Source organism: Bradyrhizobium sp. CCBAU 45384, from assembly GCF_028128665.1.
Taxonomy (GTDB): domain Bacteria; phylum Pseudomonadota; class Alphaproteobacteria; order Rhizobiales; family Xanthobacteraceae; genus Bradyrhizobium; species Bradyrhizobium manausense.
The window spans coordinates 43158-69020 of the sequence record NZ_LBIZ01000112.1; the positions used below are offsets into that span (position 1 = coordinate 43158).

General features: G+C 65.6%; 29 protein-coding genes. 15 read left to right on the forward strand and 14 right to left on the reverse strand.

Features of this window, described 5'->3' with window-relative positions; all coding sequences use genetic code 11:
• Nucleotides 1–59 precede the first annotated feature (59 nt).
• Nucleotides 60–230, reverse strand: a complete 171-nt coding sequence (locus XH80_RS23595; RefSeq protein ID WP_271600805.1) for a hypothetical protein — start codon at nt 228–230, stop codon at nt 60–62.
• 101 nt (nt 231–331) lie between these two features.
• Between XH80_RS23595 and XH80_RS23600 the strand changes: the two genes are divergently transcribed.
• The gene (locus XH80_RS23600; protein ID WP_271600620.1) at nt 332–1468 is read left to right on the forward strand and encodes an alpha-hydroxy acid oxidase; all 1137 of its coding nucleotides are present in this window, start codon (nt 332–334) and stop codon (nt 1466–1468) included.
• 326 nt (nt 1469–1794) lie between these two features.
• Here XH80_RS23600 and XH80_RS23605 read toward each other — a convergent pair whose 3' ends face one another.
• From XH80_RS23605 to XH80_RS23625, 5 genes are all read right to left on the reverse strand, one after another.
• Nucleotides 1795–2421: a hypothetical protein gene (locus XH80_RS23605; protein ID WP_271600621.1), complete on the reverse strand. Its 627-nt coding sequence runs from the start codon at nt 2419–2421 to the stop codon at nt 1795–1797.
• Between the two features lie 55 nt (nt 2422–2476).
• On the reverse strand, nt 2477–3316 hold the full coding sequence (locus tag XH80_RS23610; protein WP_271600622.1) for a shikimate dehydrogenase: 840 nt from the start codon (nt 3314–3316) through the stop codon (nt 2477–2479).
• Nucleotides 3317–3653: 337 nt separating this feature from the next.
• Entirely contained in the window at nt 3654–5702 is a 2049-nt protein-coding gene (locus XH80_RS23615; protein ID WP_271600623.1) for an elongation factor G, read from the reverse strand.
• A gap of 191 nt (nt 5703–5893) precedes the next feature.
• Complete coding sequence (locus XH80_RS23620; RefSeq protein ID WP_271600624.1) at nt 5894–6376, reverse strand: DUF992 domain-containing protein; 483 nt, start codon at nt 6374–6376, stop codon at nt 5894–5896.
• Between the two features lie 169 nt (nt 6377–6545).
• Nucleotides 6546–7748 (reverse strand): pyridoxal phosphate-dependent aminotransferase, encoded by a 1203-nt coding sequence (locus XH80_RS23625; RefSeq protein WP_057741950.1) that lies wholly within the window; start codon nt 7746–7748, stop codon nt 6546–6548.
• A 608-nt stretch (nt 7749–8356) separates the two neighbouring features.
• On the opposite strand from XH80_RS23625, the gene XH80_RS23630 reads away from it, so the two are divergent.
• From XH80_RS23630 to XH80_RS23655, 6 genes are all read left to right on the forward strand, one after another.
• Entirely contained in the window at nt 8357–9007 is a 651-nt protein-coding gene (locus XH80_RS23630) for a glutathione S-transferase family protein (RefSeq protein WP_271600625.1), read from the forward strand.
• Between the two features lie 155 nt (nt 9008–9162).
• The gene (locus tag XH80_RS23635; RefSeq protein ID WP_254134336.1) at nt 9163–9339 is read left to right on the forward strand and encodes a hypothetical protein; all 177 of its coding nucleotides are present in this window, start codon (nt 9163–9165) and stop codon (nt 9337–9339) included.
• Between the two features lie 72 nt (nt 9340–9411).
• The gene (locus XH80_RS23640; RefSeq protein WP_271600626.1) at nt 9412–9567 is read left to right on the forward strand and encodes a hypothetical protein; all 156 of its coding nucleotides are present in this window, start codon (nt 9412–9414) and stop codon (nt 9565–9567) included.
• Nucleotides 9568–9696: 129 nt separating this feature from the next.
• Nucleotides 9697–10509 (forward strand): PAS-domain containing protein, encoded by an 813-nt coding sequence (locus tag XH80_RS23645; protein WP_271600627.1) that lies wholly within the window; start codon nt 9697–9699, stop codon nt 10507–10509.
• 78 nt (nt 10510–10587) lie between these two features.
• The gene (locus tag XH80_RS23650) at nt 10588–11043 is read left to right on the forward strand and encodes a GNAT family N-acetyltransferase (RefSeq protein ID WP_271600628.1); all 456 of its coding nucleotides are present in this window, start codon (nt 10588–10590) and stop codon (nt 11041–11043) included.
• Nucleotides 11044–11297: 254 nt separating this feature from the next.
• A complete protein-coding gene (locus XH80_RS23655; RefSeq protein WP_271600629.1) occupies nt 11298–12239 on the forward strand; it encodes an aldo/keto reductase in 942 nt (313 codons plus the stop codon).
• Nucleotides 12240–12274: 35 nt separating this feature from the next.
• On the opposite strand, the gene XH80_RS23660 is transcribed toward XH80_RS23655, so the two are convergent.
• The 3 genes from XH80_RS23660 to XH80_RS23670 all read right to left on the reverse strand — a co-directional run bounded on the left by XH80_RS23660 (nt 12275) and on the right by XH80_RS23670 (nt 15503).
• A complete protein-coding gene (locus XH80_RS23660) occupies nt 12275–12598 on the reverse strand; it encodes an antibiotic biosynthesis monooxygenase family protein (RefSeq protein ID WP_057741548.1) in 324 nt (107 codons plus the stop codon).
• A gap of 137 nt (nt 12599–12735) precedes the next feature.
• Nucleotides 12736–13953, reverse strand: a complete 1218-nt coding sequence (locus XH80_RS23665; RefSeq protein ID WP_271600630.1) for a DUF1501 domain-containing protein — start codon at nt 13951–13953, stop codon at nt 12736–12738.
• Nucleotides 13954–13955: 2 nt separating this feature from the next.
• A complete protein-coding gene (locus XH80_RS23670) occupies nt 13956–15503 on the reverse strand; it encodes a DUF1800 domain-containing protein (RefSeq protein WP_271600631.1) in 1548 nt (515 codons plus the stop codon).
• A gap of 114 nt (nt 15504–15617) precedes the next feature.
• Here XH80_RS23670 and XH80_RS23675 point away from each other — a divergent pair, with 114 nt between their 5' ends.
• Entirely contained in the window at nt 15618–15824 is a 207-nt protein-coding gene (locus XH80_RS23675) for a cysteine-rich CWC family protein (RefSeq protein WP_271600632.1), read from the forward strand.
• Between the two features lie 78 nt (nt 15825–15902).
• Here XH80_RS23675 and XH80_RS23680 read toward each other — a convergent pair whose 3' ends face one another.
• The 3 genes from XH80_RS23680 to XH80_RS23690 form a co-directional block, all read right to left on the reverse strand.
• Complete coding sequence (locus tag XH80_RS23680; RefSeq protein WP_271600633.1) at nt 15903–16601, reverse strand: glutathione S-transferase family protein; 699 nt, start codon at nt 16599–16601, stop codon at nt 15903–15905.
• 133 nt (nt 16602–16734) lie between these two features.
• Entirely contained in the window at nt 16735–16965 is a 231-nt protein-coding gene (locus tag XH80_RS23685) for a hypothetical protein (protein ID WP_057741557.1), read from the reverse strand.
• Nucleotides 16962–17741 carry a sulfite exporter TauE/SafE family protein gene (locus tag XH80_RS23690; RefSeq protein ID WP_271600634.1) on the reverse strand — a complete coding sequence of 260 codons (780 nt, stop codon included), beginning with the start codon at nt 17739–17741 and terminating at the stop codon, nt 16962–16964. The genes XH80_RS23685 and XH80_RS23690 overlap by 4 nt, the downstream gene beginning before the upstream one ends.
• A 168-nt stretch (nt 17742–17909) precedes the next feature.
• Here XH80_RS23690 and XH80_RS23695 point away from each other — a divergent pair, with 168 nt between their 5' ends.
• From XH80_RS23695 to uvrB, 4 genes are all read left to right on the forward strand, one after another.
• Nucleotides 17910–18821, forward strand: coding sequence for a LysR substrate-binding domain-containing protein (locus XH80_RS23695; RefSeq protein ID WP_271600635.1), 912 nt, complete (start codon nt 17910–17912; stop codon nt 18819–18821).
• 107 nt (nt 18822–18928) lie between these two features.
• Nucleotides 18929–19153 carry a hypothetical protein gene (locus XH80_RS23700; RefSeq protein WP_220004565.1) on the forward strand — a complete coding sequence of 75 codons (225 nt, stop codon included), beginning with the start codon at nt 18929–18931 and terminating at the stop codon, nt 19151–19153.
• Between the two features lie 59 nt (nt 19154–19212).
• Nucleotides 19213–19443, forward strand: coding sequence for a hypothetical protein (locus tag XH80_RS23705; protein WP_271600636.1), 231 nt, complete (start codon nt 19213–19215; stop codon nt 19441–19443).
• A 91-nt stretch (nt 19444–19534) separates the two neighbouring features.
• Entirely contained in the window at nt 19535–22438 is a 2904-nt protein-coding gene (uvrB, locus tag XH80_RS23710; RefSeq protein ID WP_271600637.1) for an excinuclease ABC subunit UvrB, read from the forward strand.
• Between the two features lie 29 nt (nt 22439–22467).
• On the opposite strand, the gene XH80_RS23715 is transcribed toward uvrB, so the two are convergent.
• On the reverse strand, nt 22468–22854 hold the full coding sequence (locus XH80_RS23715) for a hypothetical protein (protein ID WP_271600638.1): 387 nt from the start codon (nt 22852–22854) through the stop codon (nt 22468–22470).
• Between the two features lie 149 nt (nt 22855–23003).
• Entirely contained in the window at nt 23004–23240 is a 237-nt protein-coding gene (locus tag XH80_RS23720) for a hypothetical protein (protein WP_271600639.1), read from the reverse strand.
• Nucleotides 23241–23652: 412 nt separating this feature from the next.
• Between XH80_RS23720 and XH80_RS23725 the strand changes: the two genes are divergently transcribed.
• From XH80_RS23725 to XH80_RS23735, 3 genes are all read left to right on the forward strand, one after another.
• Nucleotides 23653–24093, forward strand: coding sequence for a nuclear transport factor 2 family protein (locus tag XH80_RS23725; RefSeq protein WP_271600640.1), 441 nt, complete (start codon nt 23653–23655; stop codon nt 24091–24093).
• A gap of 211 nt (nt 24094–24304) precedes the next feature.
• Nucleotides 24305–25225, forward strand: coding sequence for a hypothetical protein (locus XH80_RS23730; protein WP_271600641.1), 921 nt, complete (start codon nt 24305–24307; stop codon nt 25223–25225).
• Between the two features lie 172 nt (nt 25226–25397).
• Entirely contained in the window at nt 25398–25823 is a 426-nt protein-coding gene (locus XH80_RS23735; RefSeq protein ID WP_271600642.1) for a hypothetical protein, read from the forward strand.
• Nucleotides 25824–25863: the final 40 nt, after the last annotated feature.

Consider the following 25863-nt stretch of genomic DNA (forward strand, 5'->3'; position numbering starts at 1 on the left):
GTAATCGGCTGTTAACATTATATTTCCGCTTTTGTCGCCGGAATGAGCCGGAACCGGCCTCACCCCTTCCGCTTCACATGACCATCCTCGCGGCTAGGCGCCGGCTGGGTGACGTTGACGGGATCGGAGCCCGGGAAGGTCTCCTCGAGGCCCTCTTCGAGCGCGTCGTCGAGGGCCTGCTTCTCCTTGATCTCTTCCGGCGAAGGCCCCGTGTGCGGCTTGGTCATCATGGTCCCTCTCGCAAACGATTTGGCTGCGCATCCAACCATGCTAGATGACCCCTCAATCTTCCGATGCAAGACTTCCAAGACAAGATGGGCCGGGAACGTTCATGAAGCACATCACCTGTATCGACGATCTTCGCGCGCTGCATAAGCGCCGCGTGCCGAAGGCATTCTTCGACTATTGCGACCGCGGCTCCTATGCCGAGGAAACGCTGCGCGCCAATCGCGAGGACATGCAAGCCATCAAGTTCCGCCAACGTATCCTGGTCGACGTCTCCAAGCGCGACACCTCGACGACTATTTTGGGCGAGCCCTCGACCATGCCGCTGATCCTGGCGCCGGTCGGGCTGCTCGGCATGCAGCATGGCGACGGCGAGATCCACGCCTGCCGCGCGGCGCAGGCCGCCGGCATCCCGTTCACGCAATCGACCATGTCGATCTGCTCGATCGAGGACATCGCGGCCGCCGTGGACAAGCCGTTCTGGTTCCAGCTCTACGTGATGAAGGACCGCGGCTTCATCAAGGAGCTGATCCAGCGCGCGATCGCCGCCAGGTGCAGCGCGCTGGTTCTCACGGTCGACCTGCAGGTGATCGGCCAGCGCCATGCCGACATCAAGAACGGCATGACGATCCCGCCGGAGTGGACGCTGTCGAAATTCCTGGATTTCGCCACCAAGCCGGCCTGGGTCTCGGGCGTGCTGCAGGGCAAGCGCCGCACCTTCGGCAACATCGCAGGCCACGTGAAGAACACCGAGGACCTCAACCGCCTCGCCGAATGGACGGCCTCGCAGTTCGACACGTCCTTGAACTGGAAAGACGTCGATTGGATCCGGAGCATCTGGCCGGGCAAGCTCATCATCAAGGGCATTCTGGACGTCGAGGACGCCGAGGAAGCGGCCAAGACCGGCGCGCAGGCGCTGGTGGTGTCGAACCATGGCGGCCGTCAGCTCGACGGCGCGCCGTCCTCGATCGAGGTGCTGCCGGAGATCGCGGACGCGGTCGGTGACAAGATGGAGATCATGTTCGACGGCGGCATCCGCTCCGGCCAGGACGTGATGCGCGCGCTCGCGCTCGGCGCCAAGTCGTGCATGATCGGCCGCGCCTATGCCTATGGCCTGGGCGCCGGCGGCCAGGCCGGCGTCGCCAAGGCGATCGACATCATCCAGAAAGAGCTGCTGACCACGATGGGCCTGTGCGGCGTCAACAGGATCGACGAGATCGACGATCACGTGATTGCGGTATAGCCGCAAGGGCGGTGCCGTAGGGTGGGCAAAGCGAAGCGTGCCCACCAACTCTGCATGATGGATAAAGGTGGTGGGCACGGCGCAAGTGCGCCTTTGCCCACCCTACGATCCTAAGATCTGCTCGACGACTGTGGCCAAGACATCCGCCGTCGTCCCGGACAAGCGCGCGCAATCCGGCACCCATAGCCACAGGCGGGTGTGGTTATGGGGACCGGAGTTTTCAATCTTCGCCAAACTTCACTCGGTGGTTATGGGTCCCCGCCCCCGTGCGCAATTGCGCACTGGGCCGGGACGACACCGAGAGTGTTGCGGCAGCTTGCTTCACTTCACATCGGCGGGGTCAGGCCGTCTCGGCCGACGCTGACGCGGTCGGTCTCGAACGAACCATCGGGCAGTTGCTTCATGAAGGCGATGACCTGGGCGCCGGCCTTCAGTTCCGATTTGTCGCCGGGAACGAAGGTCACCACGGGCGTCATATCGGAGACGAAAACTTTCTTCTCGCCGTCCTTGTACTTCACCAGCAGCGTATGACCGTCATTGCCGATCACGCTCTCCGACACCGTGGCGTTGGTCATGCTGGAATTGGGCTTGAGATCATAGGGCCGCGAGCCCTCGCCGGTGCCGCGCATGCTCTCCGGAAACACATGCACCTCGACGGCATTGTTGCCGCCATCAGGGCCCGGCACGGTGGTGGCGCCGACGAAGGAGCCGACCTTGATGTCGGCGAGCGAGATCCTGGTGACACCGACGACGCGCGCGTCCGGGGCGATATGCAGCTTGACCTCCTCGCCGCTGCGCGACTTGACCTGCAGCGTGTCACCATCTGCGTTCTCGATCGTGCCGCGCACGCGGGTCGGCACCGGCGCCTTTTGCGCGACGGCGGCAAAGGTGGAAGCAACCACCATCGCGGCAGCGATGAGCGGGCGCGTGAAACTGTCACGTTGGATCGTCATTGATGTCTCCGATTGTCCCCACGGGGTAGAACGCCGGAGACAGCGCACTATTCTCTCAAGTCTTTGTGAGATCGGCCTCGACCAAGGCACGGAGCTCGGCGGTCACCTCGGGCCGCCGGCCGAACCACAGCTCGAAGCCGCGCACCGCCTGGTGCAGCAGCATGCCGAGCCCATCGGCGGTCCGGAGCCCGCGGGCGCGGGCCGCCGCGAGCAGCGGCGTCACCAATGGAACATAGACGAGGTCGGCGACGACGGCGGCTTCCGGCAGACGCGCCACATCGACCTCGAGCGCGCCCTGGCCATGCATGCCGAGCGAGGTCGTGTTCACGAGAAGTTTTGCACGCGGCAGCACCTCATTGATGCCGTCCCAGGCCAGCGGATGCACGTTCGGCCCGAACTGCGCCGCAAGTGCCTCGGCGTTCGCCAGGGTGCGGTTGGCAAGATGGACATTGGCGAAGCCGCGGTCGAGCAGGCCGAATACCACCGCGCGCGAGGCGCCGCCCGCCCCCAGCACCAGCGCTTCACCGGCCTTGCCCCAGCCCGGCGCGCTGGCGTCGAGATTGCCGAGAAAGCCCTCGACGTCTGTATTGGTCGAGCGCAGCTCTCCATCTTCGAACCACAGCGTGTTGGCGGCGCCCACGGCCCTGGCGCGCGCGTCGGGGGTCGATAGCTCCATCACGCCGACCTTGTGCGGAATGGTGACATTTGCCCCGACAAAGCCGCGCAGCGACAGCCGCAGCACGAAATCGCGCAAATCATCCGGCGGAACGGCCTCGATGACATAGCCACCTGCGATGCCGAGCGTGCGCAGCCAGTAATGATGGATCAGCGGCGAGCGCGAATGCGCGGCCGGCCATCCGATCAGGCAGGCTGCGGGCGGTTTGGGCGTGGTCATCCTTCCCCCCGGTCGTGTTCGAGGGCGATCCATTTCGCGTCCGGCCGGTCCTGTCAAGCGCGCCGGCGTCACAGTGCCGATCAGGCCGCCGGCTCACGGTCTCGTCGGCGACGGGGGCAGCTGCATCTCGCGCGCCCCCGATATCGGCAACCGCACGCGCGATCGTCTCCCGAGGAAGACTTTGGATTGCTTCTAAACTCGCAATGACGTGGAGAGGGCGTGGCTCACATAAAGTGCCGCCCTCGTAGAGACGGTCCCCACGCCTCCCTCTCCCCGTGAGAACGGGGAGAGGAAGTGAGAGAGTGGGGCCTCCCTGACGACGCGACGCCCTAACTGATCACGCCGCGTGCTGATGCGCGGCGATGATCTGGTCGGCGGCGCGGCCGGTGACTTCGGCCATGTGGTCGAACTGGCGCGTGAAGCTGCCGGCACCGGCGGTGGCCGAACGCAGCTCGACGATCAGCTCGCCGATCTCGGCTTCCGGCATCATGGCGCGAACGCAGTCCCAGCCGCTCCAGCCCTCGCGGGTGTCGAAGCCGAGGATCTGGCCGCGCCGCGCCGACAGGATCGCGTTGATCTTGGCGGTGGCATCGGTCGGACAGACGATCTCGACCATGTGGATCGGCTCCAGCAGGACCGACTGGCATTGCGGCAGGCCTTCGTTGAGCCCGATCCGCGCCGCCGTGCGGAAGGCGAGGTCGGAGGAATCGACGCTGTGATAGGAGCCGTCCGTCAGCGTCACCTCCACATCGGTGACGGGGAAGCCGAGCGGGCCGCGGGCGAGCCCGTCGACAACGCCTTCTTCCACCGCGCCGATATAGTTGCGCGGCACCGCACCGCCGACGACTTTCTCGGCGAACCTGAAACCTTCGCCGCGCGGCAGCGGCCTGATGTCGAGCACAACATCGCCGAACTGGCCGTGACCGCCGGACTGCTTCTTGTGGCGGCCGCGCTGGACGATCGGCTTGCGGATGGTCTCCTGGTAACCGATCGCGGGCGGATGCGAGGTGATCTTGACGCCGAAGCGGTCGCTGAGCCGCTCGCTGGCGACACGCAGGTGCATCTCGCCCTGCCCCCACAGCACGGTGTCGTGGGTCTGGGCATTCTGCACGATGACGAGGGACGGATCCTCCTCGTGCAGCCGCATCAAGGCCTGGCCGAGCTTGACGTCGTCCTTGCGGTCGGTGGCCGCAACCGACATGGCGAGCACCGGCGGCGTCGGCTCCGAGGCCTTGAGCGCAGCCGGCGCAGTCTTGCCGCTCGAGACGGTGTCGCCGGTCTTGACCGCATCGAGCTTGGCGAGCGCCACGGTGTCACCGGCTTCGGCCGAGGCACGCTTGCTGTCGTAAGCGCCGCTGACGGCGAGGATGCCGGAGACGCGGCTGGCACCACCGGAGGAGGATTGCAGCGTGGCGCCGTCGTCGAGATGGCCGGCGAGCAGCCGCGTCAGCGACAGCTTTCCACCGTGCTGCGAATGCAGCGTCTTGAAGACGAAACCGAGCGCATCCTTGCTTTCCGGCGCACCGAGACGTTTTGCGGTCTCGGCAATGCCCGGCGCCTCATGGCGCAACGCCTTCATCAGACGCAGCACGCCGTTTTCGCGGGCGGCCGCGCCCAGAAGAACCGGGCAGATCTGCCCTTCGCGTAACTCGCGGGCGAGGTCGTCGAACACGGCATCGCGCGGCGGCTGGATGTCCTCGAGCAATTGCTCCATCAGCGCGTCGTCGTGATCGGCGAGCTTTTCCAGCATCGAGAAGCGGGCCTCCTTCTCTCGATCGAGATTGCCGCCGTCGAGCGCAATCACTTCGGAGGCCTTGTGCTCGCGATAGATGAACGCACGTTCCAGCGCGAGATCGACAAAGCCCTCGATCAGCTCGCCCTTCCAGATCGGGATCTGGCGCAGCACCAGCGGCACGCGCGAGGCGGGCTGCAGCATCGCGAGCGTCTCGCGGATGCGCTTGTTGGCGCGGTCGATCTTGTTGAGGAACAGGAAACGCGGGATCTTCAGCTCCTCCAGCTCGCGCAGGATGATCTGAAGCTGCGGCAGCTTCTTCTCGTCGGCCTCGCACACCACGATGGCAGCGTCGACCGCGGGCAGCGCGGCGCGCATGTCGTGGGTGAACTCGACGGAACCGGGACAGTCCAGGAAGGTATAGCTGTCGCCCATGAAACTCGTGGTGGCAGCAGTGAGCCCGACGCTCATCTTGTGATGACGGGCCTCAGGCGTGGCGTCGCCGACCGACGTACCGGCGTCGACGCTGCCGGCGCGCGGGATTGCGCCCGTCCGCGCCAGGATCGCTTCAAGAAGTGTGGTTTTACCTGATTGGAAAGGGCCCACCAGCGCAATGCACCGTGGACCTCGGGGACTTCTGACGTCTTGTCCCATTTCGCCGCCTCCTTGGTGTGGAGCTCGGCCCTTGATTGGGTCGGCAAACGCAGATGCTCTGCCCGTCCCCGAGATTTGGCAAGCGTCAAACGTCGCTGCGGTGCGTCGTCAGTTCGTTGGTACCGCTGTTGCCTGATGTTCCACCTCTCCCGGCAGGGAGAGGCGAACGCGACATCGCCGTCGAGGCGGCGTTAGCGGCCCGGACGGAGTTCCAGGCTCTCGAGTCCGGCGGCGACGTTGAGGCCGACCTGGCCCTGCACGCTCAGCGGCTGCAGCGCGATCGAATTGTTGGAGCCGCCGACGAGCACGTTGCCGCCGAGGCCGACGCCGACCGAGGCGCTACCCTGCGCGCCGGCGTAATTGCCGGCGAGATCGCCAGGACCGAGCCGGTTCACCGGTGCGAACACGCCCCAGGCGAGCGCCGTCTCCTGGGTGATGCCGAGGTCGAGGCCGACTTTGCGGATCGTCGCGACGTAGCGGTCTTCGGGCAGGCCCTCCGCGCGCAGCACGCAGCCGAGATTGGTGACGGACCCCACCACAAAGCCGACGCTGGCGCCGCCGCGACATTCGAGCACGCCGACCTGCACCATCCTCTGCTGCTGAGCGTCGCTGCTTGTGACGGAGGCAACGAGGCTGGCGGCAGCGAGCCCGGCGAAGATGAACGAACGGCGCATGAAATATCTCCGGCTATGTGTGATGCGAGCAGAGAGAGCACCCCACCCGTGTTGCGCGATGGTCTATGCCACAACAGCCGCAATGGCGCCAGATCGCACACGATGATAGGCGTGCGAACAAAAAAGGCCCGCCAGAGGTGGGCCTTTCCTGAAGTCGGTCGCGACAGGCTCAGCGCAGGTTGCCGCAGAAGCGCTGGATGCGCTTGCAGGCGTCTTCGAGGTCCGAGGTCTTGGTCGCGTAGGAGATGCGGAACGCCGGGCCGAGGCCGAAGGCCGAACCCTGCACGACGGCAACGCCCTCGGTCTCCAGCAGCTCGGTGACGAACTGCTCGTCATTTCCGATCACATTGCCCGACGGCGCCTTCTTGCCGATCGTGCCGGCACAGGAGGGATAGACGTAGAACGCGCCTTCGGGACGTGGGCACTCGATGCCATTGGCCTGGTTCAGCATGGAGACGACGAGGTCGCGACGCTCCTTGAACACCTTGTTGTTGGCGGGGATGAAATCCTGCGGACCGTTCAGCGCTTCCACCGACGCCCATTGCGCGATCGAGCACGGGTTCGAGGTCGACTGCGACTGGATGGTCGACATCGCCTTGATGAGCTGGGCCGGGCCGCCGGCATAGCCGATGCGCCAGCCGGTCATGCAATAGGCTTTCGACACGCCGTTCACGGTGAGCGTGCGGTCGTAAAGGCTGGGCTCGACCTGCGCGACCGTGGTGAACTGGAAGTCGTCATAGACGAGGTGCTCGTACATGTCGTCGGTCATCACCCACACATGCGGATGCTTGACCAGCACGTCGGTGAGCGCCTTGAGCTCGGCGCGCGTATAGGCCGCGCCGGTCGGGTTCGACGGCGAGCACAGGATCACCCATTTGGTCTTCGGCGTGATCGCGCGCTCGAGCGCCTCGGCTCCGAGCTTGAAACCTGATGCCGCGGTGCAGACCACCGGCACCGGCTCACCGCCGGCGAGCGCCACCATTTCAGGATAGCTGACCCAATAGGGAGCCGGGATGATCACCTCGTCACCCGGATTGATGGTCGCCATCAGCGCGTTGTAGAGCACCTGCTTGCCGCCGGTGCCGACGATGATCTGGTTCGGCTTGTAGGCGACGCCGTTCTCGCGCTGAAACTTCGCGATGATCGCGTCCTTCAGCTCGGGGATGCCGTCGACCGCGGTGTACTTGGTCTTGCCGGCCTCGATGGCGCGGATCGCCGCGAGCTTGATGTTGGCGGGCGTGTCGAAGTCGGGCTCGCCGGCGCCAAGGCCGATGACGTTGCGGCCCGCCGCTTTCAGCGCGCGTGCTTTATCCGTGACCGCGATGGTCGCGGACGGCTTCACACGGTCGAGCGCAGCGGCAAGGAAGGACATCGTCATCTCCTGACAAGCGTCGTGAACCCATGGTCGCACGACTCTGATTGTGGGAATGGAGCCACCCTAAAACGTGTGCCGCTGCACCGCAAGAAACTTCGGCCCGATCTTCAGAAAGTTTACGGGTTTGGAGCGTTTCAAGCCCGGATTTCCCGCAATAATCGGCAACTTTGCTGTCGAAATCGCTCATATCCGGGAAGGCTTGTCCTCGGAGCAATTTTGCGTGTTGTGCGCAGATATAATCGGAACGTCGTCATGGCCGGGCTTGTCCCGGCTGCGCGGCCGAAGCCGCTTCGGCGAGGCGAAGGCCCGGCCAGCCACGCCTTGCCACTGGAGGAAGAACGTGGATGCCCGGGACAAGCGCGGGCATGACGATGACGCGCGTGGCACACGATTGCGCGACGCGATGAGTCTTGCATGTTGACGCAAGCGTGATCTGATTTGCAGCGCGGCGCGAACATGATCTTCCCTCGTGATGCAGTGCGGTAGGGATTTCGAGTTTTTCTATTGCCGAGCCCTTGCGGCGGATTCGCATCGGCATCATTGTTTAGCCGCGGTGCGGGGCAACGAGCGTCGCGCCTTCCATCCTTCGGAATCGAACTCCCAGAATGTACAAGCTCTATTCGATGCAACGCTCGGGCAACAGCTACAAGGTCCGCCTTGCGCTGGCGCTGCTGAACGTACCTTACGAAGCGATCGAGGTGGACATTCTGCGCGGCGAGAGCAAGACGCCGGACTTCCTGGCCAAGAACCCGTCGGGACAAGTGCCGCTGCTCGAGGTCGGCGACAACCGCTATCTCGCCGAGTCCAACGCCATCCTCTGGTATGTCGCCGTCGGCACGCCGCTGGCGCCGGAGAACCGGATCGATCGCGCCGAGGCGCTGCAATGGATGTTCTTCGAGCAGCACGCACTCGAGCCGAATATCGGCGCCGCCTATTTCTGGCTGTCGCTGGTCAAGGGCGGCCGCGACCTGCAGACCCACGCGCTGGAGGACTGGATGGAGCGCGGCTATGGCGCGCTCCAGGTGATGGAGAACCACCTCAGAACCTGCGACTACTTCGCTGCCCGCCAGCTCACGGTCGCCGACATTGCCCTGTACGGCTACACCCATCTCGCCGACCGCTGCGACTTCGACCTGCAGCCCTTCCCGGCGATCCGGGACTGGCTGAAGCGCGTCGAGGCCGCGCCCGGCTTCGTGGCCATGGATTGGCGCCCCGCCGACATCGACGACCCCGCCAGCATCGCCGCCGGAGCCTGAGACCAGGCGCGGCGTTAAGAAATAGCGGGCATGGCGTTAACCTTTGCCTAAATCCTGCCATATTTGGCGCGGTCGCCGCCCCAATATTGCCAGTTGAAATTGTGAGATTGTTCGGCGTTGCGGGTGATTCGCTCGCACGTTGAAGGATTTAGACCATGATGCGGGCGTCCGGCACGGTCGGCTTTCAGGGCCAAACCGATACCGTCTCGTCTTCCCGGCTGACCAACGCGGTCGCGGCCTCGCTCGCCGTCGCCGCGCTCTCGCTGTGCCTGATCGTCACCCTCACTGTGCTGTCGACCAAGGCGACCATGGCGATGGGTCTGCCGGTCTGATCCCCGTTTCATCGCGGAATGGCTTCAAGGTGCCGCGCGGCCCCGCGCCCGATGCATCGTGACGGGACAGTGATGAAATCGCCTGTGGTCATCGTTGCAATCACCCTGACGGCGGCCATCCTGGTCGCGGCGTCGCTGTTGATTTTCGTCGGCACGCGCAAGGGGCCGGGGTCGTCGACATGGAATGCTCCGGCCCTGCAGCGCATCGAGCACGCGCATTTGGCCTAAAATCATCCGAAAGCTTTGGCGGCGCGGGCAAGCCCTGATTCAGCGCGCCACGCGAAATCGGATTGCGCTTGTACAGCCATGGGACAGTCTGGTGGCCTTATCTCGTTCAGGGAGGAATGAGCAAGGCCCATGCGGTTCGGATGGCGCGCCATGTCCGGTCCCGTGCTGACGGCAGCGATCGCAGCGCTGGCGATCCTGCTCGATCGCCATGCTCCCACTCTCTCGCTCGCGCCGCTGTTCGTCGGCATCGTGGCGCTGGCCGGGTCGCTTTCCGGCTTTGCATCCGCACTCGGCAGCGCCGTTATCGCCGTGATCGGCGCGGTGCTGCTCGCGCTCGGCCATCGCGCCGCGCCGGGCTTTGCCGCGAGCGAACTCGTGCAGCTTTCCCTGCTCGCGCTGACGACCACCGGCACCGCGGCCATCACCGGATTGGTGCGCGAGCGGCTGCTCGATGCCTTCGCTGCCGAGCGGCGCAACCACGCTACTGCCGCGCGGCTGTCGGCCGCGCTGGACCAAGTCGACATCGGCATCGTGCTGCTCGATGCGGAGACCCGCGCCGAATTCATCAACCGCGCATTTCGCAAATATTTTGCGTTGCCGGACGAGATGGCCGACGACAAGCCGCCCTTCATCGCACTGATGTATCACGGCCGCGACACCGGCGCGTTCGAATTGCCGCAGGACGAGCTCGGCGTCTTCATCGCGCAGCGCATGGAGATGGTGCGGACCGGCGATGCCACGCCGATCAATATCGCCTTTCGCAATGGCGAGGTGCTGCGCTTCGTCTGCACTGCGCTGCCCGACGGCGGCCGCATGCTGAGCTACACGCCGGTGACCGACCTCGTGCGCCACACCGACGCGCCCGAACGCGCCGACTATTATCGCTCGCTGCGCGATCCGACGGGGCAGAAACTGATCCGCCATTCGCGCGTCGCGGAGTGATGATGCGCCGCGGCGCGATTGATTCGCACCGCGATGATCCCGTATGAAGGATGCCTCATCGCCCCACGGATTTCCTAGATGTCGCTCACCGTTCGCTCCGTCGCCCGGCAGGACTACGACCAATGGCTGCCGCTGTGGGACGGCTACAACGCCTTCTACGGCCGCTCCGGTCCGACCGCGCTCGCGCCCGAGATCACTGAGATGACCTGGCAGCGCTTCTTCGATGCCTATGAGCCGGTGCATGGATTAGTCGCCGAGAGCGACGGCAAGCTGCTCGGGCTGACGCACTACCTGTTCCACCGCAGCACCACGGCGATCGAGCCCTCGTGCTATCTGCAGGACCTGTTCACGCTTCCAGCCGCGCGCGGCAAGGGCGTCGCCTCGGCGCTGATCTACGGCGTCTATGAGCGTGCAAAACTCGCGGGATCGCCGCGCGTCTACTGGCAGACGCACGAGACCAACACCACCGCACAGAGCCTGTACGACAAGGTCGCCGAACGCTCCGGCTTCATCGTCTACCGCAAGATATTCTGACTTTTGGGGCCTGTGGATAACTCCAGATGTCACCGGCGCGTAACACACCGGGACTATCCTGCAGTCGCGTCTGATCAGCCCCCCGTCACCGATCAAGCGCCCCAAGCGGCCCCCGTGAGTCGCCGCGTCTACGGGGGCCGCATTTTTTTGCCTGCCGCTTCTTGTCGGCATGGCTGCAACGCGAGGCCAGGCGCTTGCCGCTGCAGCGCACCGCGGTCACAATGGCCGCCGGCTCTCGTCTGACAGGATCTTCCATGGAAATTCGCAATCTCGGCGGCTCCGGCCTGCGCGTGTCCGCGGTCGGGCTCGGCTGCAACAATTTCGGCCAGCGCACCGATCTGGAAACCTCGCGCAAGGTGATCCACCGGGCGATCGACCTCGGCATCACGCTGTTCGACACCGCCGACATCTATGCCGGCATGGGCGGTTCGGAGACGGTGCTGGGCACGGTGCTCGGCGACCGCCGCAAGGACATCGTGCTCGCCACCAAATATTCCAAGCCGATGGCGGCCGACGGCACCAAGCAGGGCGCCTCGCGCCGCTACATCATGAGCGCGGTCGAGGCCAGCCTGACGCGGCTCAAGACCGACTACATCGATCTCTACCAGCAGCACGATTACGATCCGCTGACGCCGCTGGAGGAGACGCTGCGCGCGCTCGACGATCTCGTCCGCCAGGGCAAGGTCCGCTATATCGGCCATTCCAACTTTCCGGCGTGGCGGATCGCGGAGGCCGAGTTCACCGCGCGCGCGATGAATGTGAGCCGCTTCGTCTCGGCCCAGGACGAGTACAGCCTCGTGGTCCGCGATATCGAGAAGGATCTGCTGCCCGCAGCAACGGAATACAGGCTCGGCCTGTTGCCGTTCTTCCCGCTGGCAAGCGGCCTGCTGACCGGCAAGTACCAGCGCGGCGCAACTGCCCCGGCCGACAGCCGCTTCGGCAAGGTGCCGGCGCTGCGCGAGCGCTATGTCACGCCGCGCAACGAGGACGTCGTCGAAAAGCTGCAGGCCTTTGCCAAGGCGCGCGGCCATTCCATGCTCGAGCTCGCCTTCTCCTGGCTGGCTGCACGCCCGCAAGTGTCGAGCGTGATCGCCGGCGCCACCCGCGTCGAGCAAGTCGAGCAGAACGTCAAGGCGATCGCCTGGCAGCTCACGGCCGAGGATCTCGCCGAGATCGACAGAATTACGAAGGGGTGATGCGGCGCGTTACTTGGCGCCGCTACTTGGCACCGCTACTTGGCGCCGCGTCCCACCGTCTGCATCACCTCAAAGCCCTCGAACTGGGGATGGCCGAGGTAAAGCGGCTTGTTGTCGCCGGCCCGGTGATGCGCGGCGCGAAACGCTTCCGACTTGGTCCAGGCGTCGAACGCGGCGTGATTGGCCCATACGGTGTGCGAGGCGTACAGCGTGTGATCCTCGAGCTCGGGGCCACGCAGCAGATGGAATTCGACGAAGCCGGGCACCTTGTCCAGATGCGTGTCGCGCGTGAGCCAGACCTGCTCGAAGGCGGCTTCGGAGCCCTTGGCGACGCGGAAGCGGTTCATGGCGATGTACATGGGCGATTCTCCTGATGGCAGAAGATAGTTCGTCATTCCGGGACGCGCCGCAAGGCGCGGGCCCGGAATCCATTTGGCGACAGAACCAGTGGATGAATGGATTCCGGGCTCGCGCTTCGCGCGCCCCGGAATGACAGTTAGGCAACCAGCCCCTTCATCGGCTTTGCGCCTGCACTGTCCGGGAACACGGTCTGGGCCAGCACCTGATCGGACAGGCCGAACTGGCCCTGCAGCACGCCTTTGATCACGGAGCGCAAATCGGTGGTGGGCTTGAGGTCGCGGCCCTCATAGAGGTTGGCTGGCTTGAGGCCGGGCCAGTCGGAGATGACGCGGCCGCCTTTCACGGCTCCGCCGGCGAGCAGGGCGATGGTGCCGGTGCCGTGGTCGGTGCCGTCGGTGCCGTTGATGCGCGCGGTGCGGCCGAACTCGGTGGCGACCACGACGACGGTGTCGCGCCAGCGATCGCCAAGGCCGCTTTCGAATTCGGCGAGCGCGCCGTCGAGACCGCCGAGCAGGAAGGCGAGGCGTCCGACCGGGCCGCCTTCGTTGGCGTGCGTATCCCAGCCGTCGAAGGCGAGCGCGGCGATGCGCGGGCCGTCGTCGGCGGCCATCAGCTTGGCCGCGCCGCGCGCGACCTGCCGCATCTGCGCGACCTGATTGCCCGGCTTCGGCTTCATGTCGTCGCCGCTCGCGGCCTTCTCCAGCTGCAGGCCCTGCGTCAGCGCCGAGGCGAGCGCGGGATCGCGATGACGGTAGAGATCGACGAGACGCATCGCGGTGTCGTCGTCGGCCTGCGGCAGCGCGACCGGCGCCCAGCCGACGGTCGGCGCATTGCCGCGCAGCACCAGCGGCGTGGTGGGACCGACCGCGAGCCCGCTCGACACGCGCTCGCCGCGCGGCAGCGCTTCGAGCGCGCGATTGAGCCAGCCGGACTGCACGCGGCCCGGCCCCGCATAGCCGCTCTCGAGCACGTCCTGGCCGTCGAAATGCGAGCGGTCGCGATAGGGCGTCGAGACAGCGTGGATTACCGCGGCATGCTGATCGCGGTACATGCGCGCAAATTCCGGCATCGCCGGATGCAGCGCGAAGAAGGAATCGAGCTTCGTCGCGGCATGCGCGCCGTCCGCCGTGAGCGCGATCGAACCGTGCAGGCCGGCATAGTCAGGGTCGCCGATCGGCGCGACGGTCGCGAGCCCGTCGAGCGCGCCGCGCAGGATCACCACGACCAGGCGTGGGTCGCGACCGTCAGCGGCGCGCGCGAATTTCGGCAAGTAGGCCCAGGCCGCGAAGGAGGCACCGCCGAGCAGAAGGCCGCGGCGCGAGGTGAGGAGCCGGTTTTCGACGCAGTCGATCATCTTCATCTCCTCTGCAGTTCCGGCGACATCAATAATAGCGCCAGCGCCTGCTGGCGCGATTCCGCGCGCTCGATCGTTTTGCGCGTTTCGACCGAAGCCGCATCGGCTGCGGCGAACTCCAGCAGGTCGAGCGGATCGATGTTGGGCCCGAGCCGCGCACCCATCTGCGAGGCGATGTCGAGCCGCAGCTTCATGCCCTCGGGCGCCGCCCAGGCCGCAGCCGTATCGGGGAAGCCATTGGGACCGGCCGGCGACCATAGCGGCTGGCCGAGCAAATTGAGGCTGTTGAGATACGGGCCGGGATCCTCCGGCACGCGCGCGAGCAGCCGGCCGCTCGCGACCAGGAAATCGTAAGGCGAGCGCATCTTGGTGAGCGGCGCCTTCCATGCCTCGTCGGAATCGACCAGCGCTGTCGCGACCGACTTGAGATCGCCGTCGGTCCTGACGAAGACGTCGCGCAAGCGCGCCACCAGCGCCGGCGGCGGATCGTCGGCGACGAAGTGGCGCACGAATTTTGTGGCGATGAAATTCGCGGTCGACGGATGGCGCGCAATGTCGGCGAGCGCGGCTTCGCCCTGCGCCAGACCGGTCGCCTCATAGGTCTTGCCGAGCAGAACTTGCGGCCCGGGCTGATGCGCATTGGCGTTGAACACGAACGACCCGGGGGCCCCGAGCTGCCCCTGCCGGCCGGCAAAGGTCCAGCCAGTGATGATGCGCGCGAGCGAGGTGACGTCCTCCTGCGTATAGCCGCCGCCGACGCCGAGCGTATGCAGCTCCATGATCTCGCGCGCGAGATTTTCGTTGAGCCCACGCTTGCGGTTCTGGCCTGCGCGCGAATCCGGCCCGAGCGATTGCTGATTGTCGAGGAAGAACAGCATCGCCGGATGCTGCTCCACCGCCTTCAGCATGTCGGCGAAGCGCCCGAGCACATGTGGGCGGATCGCCTCGCGCTCGAACGCGCCGGCCCACATCCGCGCCAGCTCGCCCTTGCTCGCGGAGATGCAGAAATGATTGGACCAGAACACGACGAGGCGCTCGGTGAAGCCGCAATCGACCATCATCGCGCGCTGCAACCGCGCCAGCGCCTCAGCGCGAAACGTCTTCTGGATCACGTTGAGGGGCTGCTGCGGCTGTTTTGCAGCAGCAGGTGCCGCAGCGTTGGGCTGCATGGCCTCGGGCTTCGCCTCCGCCATCTGCCGACCTGATATCTCGCTCGCCACCGTGTTGAGCGAGAGATTGCGACGCAATTGGTTGTCGGGCTTCTGGTCCGCGGGCGGCGTCGGCGCCGGCGCTTCGGTCGGCGCCACGGCCTTCGCGGCCTCGCGCGCCTGCTTGACCTCGTCCTGATAGGCGAACACGGCCTGCCCGAGCTGCGGCGTCGATTGCAGGCCCGGCGCCTCCAGCAGCGCGCCAAGGGGGCGCGCCAGCTCCGCCTTCACGAAGCCGCGTGGATCGGAGGCCGCATTGATGAGATCGCCGGATGCGCCGCCGCGCGGCCCGAAGCCGAAGCGGTTCAGCGCAACGAGAGCGGCTTGGGAATCGCGGGCCATCGATTTGTCCTCCGCGCCTTGCCGACCACTTCCATGGCCTGCGCGCGGCGCCTAATATACCGCGGCGAGAGATGAACCCGACATGAAAATGACGGCAAAGCTTCGACGTAAATCATGACAAATCCGAAAGAAATCACGATTGCGCAACCGGATGTGCGCCGCCTTCTCTGTTCCCGCTGCGGCACCGAGTTCGGCTGCGATCTGTCGGGCCAGTGCTGGTGCGCGGAGGAGACGGCCAAGCTGCCGATGCCGGTGAAGGGCGAGGATTGCTTGTGCCGGGAGTGCTTGCGCAAGGCGGCCGCCGAGGCGGCAGTCTCGTAGGGTGGGCAAAGCGAAAGCGTGCCCACCATTTCCATCGCGTGGGCACGGCGCTTTGCGCCTTTGCCCACCCTACGAAGTTCAAACCGGATATCCCGGCGACGTCCGGGCCATTCCGTCGAACGCATCGAGCAGTTTTTCGCGCCAGGCACAAACGGGATCGTCGGCCTCGAGCAGCTTGAAGGGGCTCACCACGCGCGCCCATTGGAAACCGCCGAACACGATGTAGTCGGCGTAGTTCGGCGCGGCTCCGCCCAGATAGGGCTGAGACTTTAACGTCTGCCGCATGATCTCCAGCGATTTGCGAAACGCGACGACGCCGCTGTCGCGGCTCGCCATGATCTCTTCCAGCGTCCTGCCGCCGAAGCGTGCTTCACGCGACCTGCGGAAATAGGCGGCATCGACCTCGGCCAGATTGTTCGGGATGTCGGCGACGATGAGCGGGAAGATGCCGCCGACAATGGCGATGTCGCCCCACGCATTGATCATGCGCGCCATGGCGCGGCCGCCCTCGCCGCCGAACAGCGAGGGACGATCGGGAAAATTGTCTTCGAGATATCCAGCGATCGCCCAGGAATCGACCACGGGCCTGTCGTGATGCAGCAGCACCGGAACCTTCTCCGAGCCGTGCGGCGCGATCGCGCTCTTCTCGGTGAAGCGCCAGGGCAGCGATTGCGCCGTCAGCCCCTTATGGGCCAGCGCCATCCGCGTGCGCCAGCAATACGGGCTGAAGGGACGCGAGGCATCGGTGCCGACGAGTTCGTAGAGCTTGAGCGACATGCAGGGTCTCCACAGGCTCCGTCATTGCGAGGAGCTCTTGCGACGAAGCAATCCAGACTGCTTCCGCGGAGGCATTCTGGATTGCTTCGCTGACGCTCGCAATGACGATGTGCGGACAGAAGCGCTCTGCCAACTACCGCCCGTTGGCGCGCAAAAGCTTTTCCCCGTCTTCCGTCACGGCAATGACGAGCCCGAGGCCTGGCACTGTCTCGCGCGCGACGAAGCCGCGGTCGGCGGCGTCCTCCCAGATGGTGAGGCGCGGGCACGAGGTTTTCCAGGTCGAGATCACCTCGGCATAGGCGCGCGGCTCGCGGGCGATCCATTCGACGAAATCCAGCACCAGCGGGTCGGCCTCACAGCTCATTGCAAACCTCCCTTGTCGAAGGCGGCCAATACCGGCGTGCGAACCAAGAGCCAGCCGCCATAGGCGATGTAATAGCAGGCGATGGTGGTGATCAGCTTGTTCGACCAGGCGATGAATTGCTGGTCGGTCATGGCTTCGAGAATGCGCCGCGCCAGCGTGGTGCCGAGCATCGAGGCGAGGATTGCGACGCCGGCCAGAACCGGATCGAGCGAGGCGGCCTGGTCGATGATGCCGCCGAAATAGATCAGCTTGGTGAAATGGCTGACGAGCTGGCACATCGCCTTCGTCGCCACCTTCTCGCGCCGGCCGAAATTGCCGCCGAGGAAGAAGGTGTCGAGCAGCGGACCGGAGACCCCGGTCATCAGCATCAAGCCCATGCAGATCGAGCCATAGACCGTGCCCTGCCAGAGCTGATCCGGATCGGGCTTGATATTCGCAGGCAACAGCCGCGCCATGAACGGCGTGGCGCCGAGCAGCAAAAGCGCCGTCGGCTTGTCCGGCACGTAGCGCGTGAGCGACCATGCCCCGAGCGCGATGGCAGCGCCGACCATGTAGTTTGCAACCGGCCGCCAGCGGATATGCGCCCGCCACAGGAACGCGCGCCAGCCATTCGAGGCCATCTGCGTGATCGCATGCAGCACCATGGCGGTCGGCAGTGGCATCAGGGCCAGCAGCACGCCGATCAGGATCAGCCCGCCCGCCATGCCGAACAGCCCCGACAGGAACGCGGTGGCCACCATCAGCAATCCAAGGGCAGCGATCATGATGGGCGTCACGTGGGGATTCTCCTGTGGTGGGTCGGCGAAAGCGAGGGACGCGGACTGCCCATTCCCCCTCGCCACGCTTCTCTCCCCGCACGCGGGGGGCAAGGTGAAGGTGCCTCGCTTGCCGCGGCTGCGCAAACTGAGTTATCTTGGCCTGGCATCAGCTTTCCTGAGGGTCCCTTGCGGCGGCTGCTCTTTCTCAACGGCATCAAGGCATTCGAGGCGGCGGCGCGGACCGGCAGCTTTGCCGCGGCCGGGATCGAGCTGAACGTCTCGGCGGCCGCCGTCAGCCGCATGGTGCATCTGTTGGAAGAGCGGCTCGGCGTCGCGCTGTTCGAACGCAAGGCCAACAGGCTGGTGCTGACGCAGGCGGGCCGCGCCTATCAGAGCGGGCTGACGCCGATCTTCGATGCGCTCGCCAGCCTCACCGCGCAGGTGACGGCGCCTGCGAGCGTGCGCGTGCTCACCATCGGTGTCGGCCACACCTTTGCGATGCGCTGGCTGATCCCGCGGCTGTCGGAGTTTCGCAGCGAAGAGCCCGACATCGAGGTGCGCTTCACCACCGGCGGCGCCGAGGTGCCGTTCGGCGAGGACTGGAGCTGCGGCATCAAGCTCGGCACCGGCGACTGGCCGGGCCTCGTCGCCGAGCCCCTGTTCGCGGGCGATTTGACGCCGGTCTGCGTGCCCCGCCTCGCCAGCGGCCTGAAGCGGCCGGCGGACCTCAAAGGGCCCGGTCTGATCCGGGTCACCCATTCGCCGGAGGACTGGCCGATCTGGCTGAAGGCGGCGAACCTCACCCGCATCAACGCGCGCGGGCCGGAGTTCCAGTTCTACGGCCAGGCGCTGCAAGCCGCTGTCGACGGCCTCGGCGTCGCCATGGGCATCCGGCCCTATATCGACGACGACCTCGCCGCCGGACGCCTGGTGGCGCCGTTCGACCTCTCGGTGCCCAAGGGCATGCGCTGGTACCTGATCTACCGCAGCTTCCAGACCGAGCAGCGCGATTTTACCGCGTTCCGCCGCTGGATCATGCGGGCGGCGGCGGAACCGGCGGCCCGGCCGCGGCGGTCGGGGCGCGCCGCGCGGAACTGACGACCAATCGTTCAGCTGAAAAAGCCGGCCTCTTGTGAACAGCTTCACATATCGAAATCCGCAAACGTGGTCCTCTAACCCTCCATCTGAGCATTTGGGGACTTCCAATGACGACCCTCTACGACGGCTTTGACATCGAATCCTTCGAAGCTGGCAAGGGACTGTGGCACGCCCGTATCCGGCGCGCCGATTTGAGCCCGCTTGCCATCGACGGCGTGCTGTTTCCGACCATGGAAGTCGGCTTCGCCTGGCCGGATCCCGACGCTGCGATCGCCGACGCCAAGCATCACATCGACCGCTTCCGCCGGCACGCCGGCGACAGCGATGAATAGGCCGGCGGCACGACAACAGGACTGAAGGACATCGCGGCAAAGCAGGGGAACACCTGACCATGTCAGTGATCGAAATCGACGACGGTGGGCGGCCGCGAATTTATTCGCGCCAGGTGCTGTCGATCTGCCCGGAATGCGACGGCGATCTCGCGGTGCTCCGCGTGATCGGCGGCCGCGCCGGCTGCGAGTACTGGACCATGCGCTGCACCGATTGCGGCGGAATCCATCTCGATATCCTCGAGCCGCGCCTGACGGTCGTGGACGGCGACGGGCCGCTGCCGGCGGCGTAATCCGGCGCTGCTGCCAACCTGCTGTCAGCAGCCTGCTCCGGGACGTAGCTTCGCCCTTTTCTGGAGGGCGGAGTCGTCCCATATTCGCCTCATGGCGAAGAAACCTGCTCCTCCGAAATCCCCTAAAACCAAGGCTCCGAATTCGAAGGCACATCGGCCTGATGTGCAGCCGATCGGGCCGGCGCTGGCCGAACTGCTGAATCCTGCGATCAATCGCGGCGATGCGGGGCTTGGATCGGGCACCGGGCTGCAGCCGCCACCCGACAATTCGCGCGACCGCCGCGCCGGCGGCGAGGCTGCCGCGCATCGCGCGCGCGCCTCGACGCCGAAGGATTTTCCGGCCGACCGGCCGGCCGGACTGGAAGAAGCGCCGCAGGCCAATTACGGAACCGTGGCCACGATCCCGACGCTCGATCCGGAACTGGCGCGACAGCTCGGTCTTCCCACCGAGGAGGACGATGCCGAGGCGCTGGCGCGTCCGCCGCGCAGCAAGATGGAGGCGCTCGGCGTCAAGGCGACTGCCGACGCGCTGGAATCGCTGATCCGCGAGGGGCGGCCGGAGTTCCGCAAGGACGACGGCTCCATGAGGGTGTGGACGCCGCACCGGCCGCCGCGCCCGGAGAAGTCCGAAGGCGGCGTCCGCTTCGAGATCAAGTCGGAATACCAGCCGCGCGGCGACCAGCCGACCGCGATCAAGGAGCTGGTCGAGGGCATCGAGCGCAACGACCGTTCGCAGGTGCTGCTCGGCGTCACCGGCTCCGGCAAGACCTACACCATGGCCAAGGTGATCGAGGCGACGCAGCGCCCGGCGCTGATCCTGGCCCCGAACAAGACGCTGGCCGCCCAGCTCTACGGCGAGTTCAAGAACTTTTTCCCCGACAACGCGGTCGAGTACTTCGTCTCCTATTACGACTACTACCAGCCGGAAGCCTATGTCCCGCGCACGGACACCTACATAGAAAAGGACTCGTCGATCAACGAGCAGATCGACCGCATGCGCCACTCGGCGACGCGCGCCCTGCTCGAACGCGACGACGTCATCATCGTCGCCTCGGTGTCCTGCATCTACGGTATCGGCTCGGTCGAGACCTACACCGCGATGACGTTCGCGCTGAAGAAAGGCGAGCGCATCGACCAGCGCCAGCTGATCGCCGACCTCGTCGCGCTCCAGTACAAGCGCACCCAGGCCGATTTCACCCGCGGCACTTTCCGGGTGCGCGGCGACGTCATCGACATCTTCCCGGCGCACTATGAAGACCGCGCCTGGCGCGTGAATTTGTTCGGCGACACCATCGAGAGCATCGAGGAGTTCGATCCGCTCACCGGCCACAAGCAGGACGAGCTCGAATTCATCAAGATGTACGCCAATTCGCACTATGTGACGCCGCGTCCGACGCTGGTGCAAGCGATCAAGTCGATCAAGTCGGAACTGAAGCAGCGGCTCGACCAGCTCAACAATCAGGGCCGCCTCCTGGAAGCACAGCGGCTGGAGCAGCGCACCACCTTCGACCTCGAGATGATGGAAGCGACCGGAAGCTGCGCCGGCATCGAGAACTATTCGCGCTATCTCACCGGGCGCCGACCCGGCGAGCCGCCGCCGACCCTGTTCGAATACGTGCCCGACAACGCGCTGATCTTCGCCGACGAAAGCCATGTCACCATCCCGCAGATCGGCGCCATGTTTCGCGGCGACTTCCGCCGCAAGGCGACGCTGGCCGAATACGGCTTTCGCCTGCCCTCCTGCATGGACAACCGCCCCCTTCGCTTCGAGGAGTGGGACATGATGCGGCCGCAGACCATCGCGGTGTCGGCGACGCCGAGCAGCTGGGAGCTGAACGAAAGCGGTGGCGTGTTCGTCGAGCAGGTGATCAGGCCGACCGGCCTGATCGATCCGCCGGTCGATATCCGCCCGGCCCGCACCCAGGTCGACGATCTCGTCGGCGAGGTGCGCGCGACCGCGCAGGCCGGCTATCGCTCGCTGATCACGGTGCTGACGAAGCGCATGGCGGAGGACCTCACCGAATATCTGCATGAGCAGGGCATCCGCGTCCGCTACATGCACAGCGACATCGACACCATCGAGCGCATCGAGATCATCAGGGATCTGCGCTTGGGTGCGTTCGACGCGCTGGTCGGCATCAACCTGTTGCGCGAAGGCCTCGACATCCCCGAATGCGCGCTGGTCGCCATTCTCGATGCCGACAAGGAAGGCTTTCTGCGCAGTGAAACGTCCTTGATCCAGACCATCGGCCGTGCCGCACGCAACGTCGATGGCAAGGTGATCCTCTATGCCGACCAGATGACCGGCTCGATGGAGCGTGCCATCGCCGAGACCAACCGGCGCCGCGAAAAACAGGTCGAGTACAACACAGCCAACGGCATTACGCCTGAAAGCGTGAAGAAGCACATCGGCGACATCCTCAACTCGGTCTACGAGCGCGACCACGTGCTGGTCGAGGTCGGCGGTCACGACATGACCGACGACGTCATCTCGATCGGACACAATTTTGAAGCCGTGCTCGCCGACCTCGAGACGCGGATGCGCGAAGCCGCCGCCGATCTGAACTTCGAGGAAGCCGCGCGCCTGCGCGACGAGGTCAAGCGCCTGCGCGCCACCGAGCTCGCCGTGGTCGACGATCCCACCGCCAAGCAGCGCACCGTCGCGGGCAAGGCGGGCGCCTACGCCGGCACCAGGAAATACGGCGATGCCGCCAATTTGCCGGTCAGCGCGATGAAGAAGAAGACCGTGAGCTCCGCGCTGAAGGCAAGCGGCAGCGGCAGCGGCTCGAGGGTGCACAAGCCGCATCTCGACGAGATGCACGGCCCGGAATCGCTGCCCTACCGCGCCAGCCCAAGCCTGCCGGCAAAGCCGTTCGGCAGCACGAGCCGGATCATCCAGCCGACGGATTCAAGGCAATCAGGACCGGAGTTCGGGCCTGCGCCGAAATCGACGGGTGGAATGCCGGGACGACGGGGTGGGTGGAAGAAAAGGTAGGTTGTCGGATGTGAGGACGGTCAACGCCCTCACCCCACACTCGCCGTCACCACAGCCATCACCGACAGCAGCAGCACGATCGCGACCAGTTGCAGCGAGGCGACCGGGTGGGTGCGCCATTCCGTGATCTTGTCGGAAAGCGACAGACTGCCATCGAAGAATGCCGGTTCGTAGAGCGTCTTGAACAGCGCCGGGACGTTCGGGCCGAGCGTCACGGCCAGCATCGCGTGAAGCAGCGAGGCGATTGCGACAAAGATGGCGACGCCGGGGTCGCCGACGAGGTCGTGGTTGCCGCACAGCTTGAGCAGCAGCGCGGCCGCCGCGAAGGTCGGAAAGCTCTGCAGCAGCGCGGTCAGCGCAAGGCCTTCGAGCGCGTTGCGCGGGCGGGACTTTCTCGCGGTGGCGATAGCGGCCATGGCACGTCTCCCTGATGACATGGGGATGACCTTAGCCACAGGGTGAGGGCCGGGATGTGAGGTGACTCACGCCCCATTCAACTATCGGAACTGCCGCATGATGGATTCCGGGCTCGCGGCTTCGCCGCGCCCCGGAATGACGAAGTAGACTACAGCTTGCCCTGCCCGTTCGCCTGGCTCTGTTGTTGCTGCTGCCTGTCCTGCTCGTTGGCGCGATGGCGGCCGTAGAGGCAGCCGGCGGCGGCGCCGAGCATGCCGTGATGGCCGGCATAATGGCCGGCAACGCCGCCGACGATGGCGCCCTTGATGCAGCCCTTGGCGTTGGCGGCGGAGATTGCGCCGAGCATGAGAAGCGCGACGGTGACGGTGAGAAGCGGGGATTTCATCGATGTCTCCTGCGGTGCCAGCGTCTCAACGACGGCGAGCCGGCCGAGTTCCCGTGCTCGCCACATGGTGAGAGACGTCGGGCCGTTGATCGTGGGGGCGGGAGTGGAGGCGGAGCAGGTGTCTCCCCGGGGTCGTCCTGGCGAAGGCCAGGACGACCCTGGTTGTGCCGCGCGGGCACTCGCGCATCTCCAACGGCCCGTTGAACCTCCCCCGCTTCGCGGACCCGGTAAGATTACGGGGTCCTGTTGTAAATCTCACACTTTGCGCTCACTTGTGCCTTGCAAAAACGTGATTTGAGTTTTTCCAGAAATCCCGTATTTGTTCGCATACAAATGAATTCAGCAGCCCTCGGCACCTTACTGTGCATGGGGTTGTTTTCCGTTTTTACGCTTCAATTGCAGGACGCCCCAAATGACAGAGCACAGCCTCTGGCGTTTCTCGCGCGCGTTGCACCGTGCGATCAACGACCGGCATTTCGAGGATGTCGAGGCCCTGATCGACGACGACGTCGAATGGGCGATCTACGGCCCGATCGACATGTTTCCGTTCCTGGGCGCGCGCCAGGGCAAGGCGGCCGTGCTCCGGGTCATCCGCCAGCTCGCCGACAATTTCCGCGTCCGCCGCTTCGAGCGCGAGAGCATCATGCTGGGCATCGATTCCGCCTCCTCGATGCTGCGCTACTCGCTGACGGCGCTGGATTCCGACAAGCCGATCAGCCTGCGCGTGGCGCAGTTCGCGCAGTTCAGGGCCGATAGGCTGATCAGCCTGCGTGTGCTGGTCGACACTTTCGATCTGGTCGAACAGGCACTCGGCCGCTCCATTCATCTGCCAAAGATGACCAGCGTCGGCTGACGGGACACCAACGGGCTCCGAGAGTTCGGGACCGGTCGATTGATGCTCCCATGATTCGTCCTGGCCTCCAGCCCCGCCGGACGCCGTCATGGAGATGCTCGTCACCGGGCGCGCCATTTGCGCGCGGCCCGTTGGTTCGTCATTTTGGGCGCCACAATTTCGCAACGATAGTTCCGCATTTTCCGCGCGAACTGGGCTCGCGGGCAAGGCAATGGAATTCACGACAGGTTTCGGCTGGACCAGGCTGCCGCTGGCGGCCGCGTTCATTTTGGGTTCGGTGCTGACGGCTGCAGCGCAGATCATTCCGCCCTTCTCCCCGCCTCCCGCCGCGACCACGGCTGACGACGACGAGGCCGAGGTCGCCGAGGCCCCCAGCGTCAACGCCCCCGACGTGCTCAAAGGCATCGACGTCGACAAGCTCGACTGGAGCCAGCTCGCCATCGACGCGGGTACGCTCGACGACCTCGTCGCCGCCAAGAAGCGCGCGCAAGCCGCCGCCAAGGACGGGATGGACTGGTCGTCCAGCGCCAATGCCAACGGCTCCTCGGGCGTGAAGGTCAAGCAGTCGGTGTCCCCGTTCTGGGACACCCGCATCGGCGCCGACATGACGGTGACGAAAGAGCCGACCACGATGTCGGAGCTGCTGGCGCTGAAGGCCGAAAATGGCGGCAACCTGCCGCAATCCTCCGGCAGCGCCTGGGCCGCCGCGACCGCGCCGGGCGCAGGCGCGATCTGGGACAAGACTGCGGTCGAAGCCCGCGTCGATCCAGGCAGCGAACAGAGCAAGCTCGGGGCGTCGCTGACCAAATCAATGCCGCTGTCGGGCGACACCTCGCTGACGCTGCAGAACGGCTACAGCGTCAACCAGCAGGGCACCACGGCGCTGCCCGGCGTCGGCGGCCACGTCAGCCGCAATTACGAGACCGACCAGTCCGCCAAGGTCACGATCACCGACACCGGCACCAGCATCTCGGCGGGGCAGACCCTGTCGACCACCGACGACAAATGGCTGCGCAAGGTCGGCGCCGAGCAGAAGCTGTTCGACAACGTTACCGTCTCCGGCTCGGTCGGCGAAACCTCTCAAGGCGCGATCAACAAGAGCGTGACGGCCGGCTTCAAGAAGAGCTGGTGAGCCTTGTTCAGACTTCCCTAACCGTACGCCACGGCAAAGCCCCCGAATGGTCCGCCCTTGCCGCATCTCGGCCCTGTTGCGGTCAAAATCCGGCGCACAGATGCATCGGCCTGACACACATCGTCGTGCGGGGGACACTCGCGCTGCGCTCAACGCGAACAGGGGAATAACGATGAACGCCATGCGTCCGGAAAAGACCGAGACCACCGAGACCGAGACGGTCGACAGCGATCTCGCCGCCGTGACCGAAGTCGAGGCCGGTATCCGCGATTTCGTCCGCAACGACATCGCCTATCTGCGCCGGCCGGCCGCCGCCGCAACCACGGACTCGCCGCCGCTCGATCCGAGCGCGGAAGCCACCGTGACCAACGTCAACTCGCTGATCCAGCGCGTCGCCGGCACCTCGCTCGCCGAGATCGAGAATCTGATCTCCGAGCTCGAGAGCCTGCGCGACCTGCTTCATGCCGAAGGCCAGCGCGTCCAGCGCGAGATCTCGGGCTACGCCCAACTCAGCCAGGCCGCGATGAAGTCGACCCGCATGATCGCCGACAACGTCGCCCAGTGGAAGCGCGCCGCCGACGGCCTGCGCAATAGCTGATCGGACGGACGAAGCATCACCAGCCGCCGCGTTCCGAAAG

Coding starts and splice junctions, on each gene's coding strand:
- XH80_RS23625 (WP_057741950.1), bottom strand. CDS start 7,748: ATGTCCTTCCTTGCCGCTGCGCTCGACCGTGTGAAGCCGTCCGCGACC.
- uvrB (WP_271600637.1), top strand. CDS start 19,535: ATGGCGAAGAAACCTGCTCCTCCGAAATCCCCTAAAACCAAGGCTCCG.
- XH80_RS23615 (WP_271600623.1), bottom strand. CDS start 5,702: ATGGGACAAGACGTCAGAAGTCCCCGAGGTCCACGGTGCATTGCGCTG.
- XH80_RS23670 (WP_271600631.1), bottom strand. CDS start 15,503: ATGGCCCGCGATTCCCAAGCCGCTCTCGTTGCGCTGAACCGCTTCGGC.
- XH80_RS23725 (WP_271600640.1), top strand. CDS start 23,653: ATGACAGAGCACAGCCTCTGGCGTTTCTCGCGCGCGTTGCACCGTGCG.
- XH80_RS23680 (WP_271600633.1), bottom strand. CDS start 16,601: ATGTCGCTCAAGCTCTACGAACTCGTCGGCACCGATGCCTCGCGTCCC.
- XH80_RS23660 (WP_057741548.1), bottom strand. CDS start 12,598: ATGTACATCGCCATGAACCGCTTCCGCGTCGCCAAGGGCTCCGAAGCC.
- XH80_RS23705 (WP_271600636.1), top strand. CDS start 19,213: ATGTCAGTGATCGAAATCGACGACGGTGGGCGGCCGCGAATTTATTCG.
- XH80_RS23700 (WP_220004565.1), top strand. CDS start 18,929: ATGACGACCCTCTACGACGGCTTTGACATCGAATCCTTCGAAGCTGGC.
- XH80_RS23630 (WP_271600625.1), top strand. CDS start 8,357: ATGTACAAGCTCTATTCGATGCAACGCTCGGGCAACAGCTACAAGGTC.
- XH80_RS23720 (WP_271600639.1), bottom strand. CDS start 23,240: ATGAAATCCCCGCTTCTCACCGTCACCGTCGCGCTTCTCATGCTCGGC.
- XH80_RS23715 (WP_271600638.1), bottom strand. CDS start 22,854: ATGGCCGCTATCGCCACCGCGAGAAAGTCCCGCCCGCGCAACGCGCTC.
- XH80_RS23620 (WP_271600624.1), bottom strand. CDS start 6,376: ATGCGCCGTTCGTTCATCTTCGCCGGGCTCGCTGCCGCCAGCCTCGTT.
- XH80_RS23685 (WP_057741557.1), bottom strand. CDS start 16,965: ATGAGCTGTGAGGCCGACCCGCTGGTGCTGGATTTCGTCGAATGGATC.
- XH80_RS23655 (WP_271600629.1), top strand. CDS start 11,298: ATGGAAATTCGCAATCTCGGCGGCTCCGGCCTGCGCGTGTCCGCGGTC.
- XH80_RS23605 (WP_271600621.1), bottom strand. CDS start 2,421: ATGACGATCCAACGTGACAGTTTCACGCGCCCGCTCATCGCTGCCGCG.
- XH80_RS23600 (WP_271600620.1), top strand. CDS start 332: ATGAAGCACATCACCTGTATCGACGATCTTCGCGCGCTGCATAAGCGC.
- XH80_RS23645 (WP_271600627.1), top strand. CDS start 9,697: ATGCGGTTCGGATGGCGCGCCATGTCCGGTCCCGTGCTGACGGCAGCG.
- XH80_RS23730 (WP_271600641.1), top strand. CDS start 24,305: ATGGAATTCACGACAGGTTTCGGCTGGACCAGGCTGCCGCTGGCGGCC.
- XH80_RS23640 (WP_271600626.1), top strand. CDS start 9,412: ATGAAATCGCCTGTGGTCATCGTTGCAATCACCCTGACGGCGGCCATC.
- XH80_RS23735 (WP_271600642.1), top strand. CDS start 25,398: ATGAACGCCATGCGTCCGGAAAAGACCGAGACCACCGAGACCGAGACG.
- XH80_RS23665 (WP_271600630.1), bottom strand. CDS start 13,953: ATGATCGACTGCGTCGAAAACCGGCTCCTCACCTCGCGCCGCGGCCTT.
- XH80_RS23650 (WP_271600628.1), top strand. CDS start 10,588: ATGTCGCTCACCGTTCGCTCCGTCGCCCGGCAGGACTACGACCAATGG.
- XH80_RS23595 (WP_271600805.1), bottom strand. CDS start 230: ATGATGACCAAGCCGCACACGGGGCCTTCGCCGGAAGAGATCAAGGAG.
- XH80_RS23610 (WP_271600622.1), bottom strand. CDS start 3,316: ATGACCACGCCCAAACCGCCCGCAGCCTGCCTGATCGGATGGCCGGCC.
- XH80_RS23635 (WP_254134336.1), top strand. CDS start 9,163: ATGATGCGGGCGTCCGGCACGGTCGGCTTTCAGGGCCAAACCGATACC.
- XH80_RS23675 (WP_271600632.1), top strand. CDS start 15,618: ATGACAAATCCGAAAGAAATCACGATTGCGCAACCGGATGTGCGCCGC.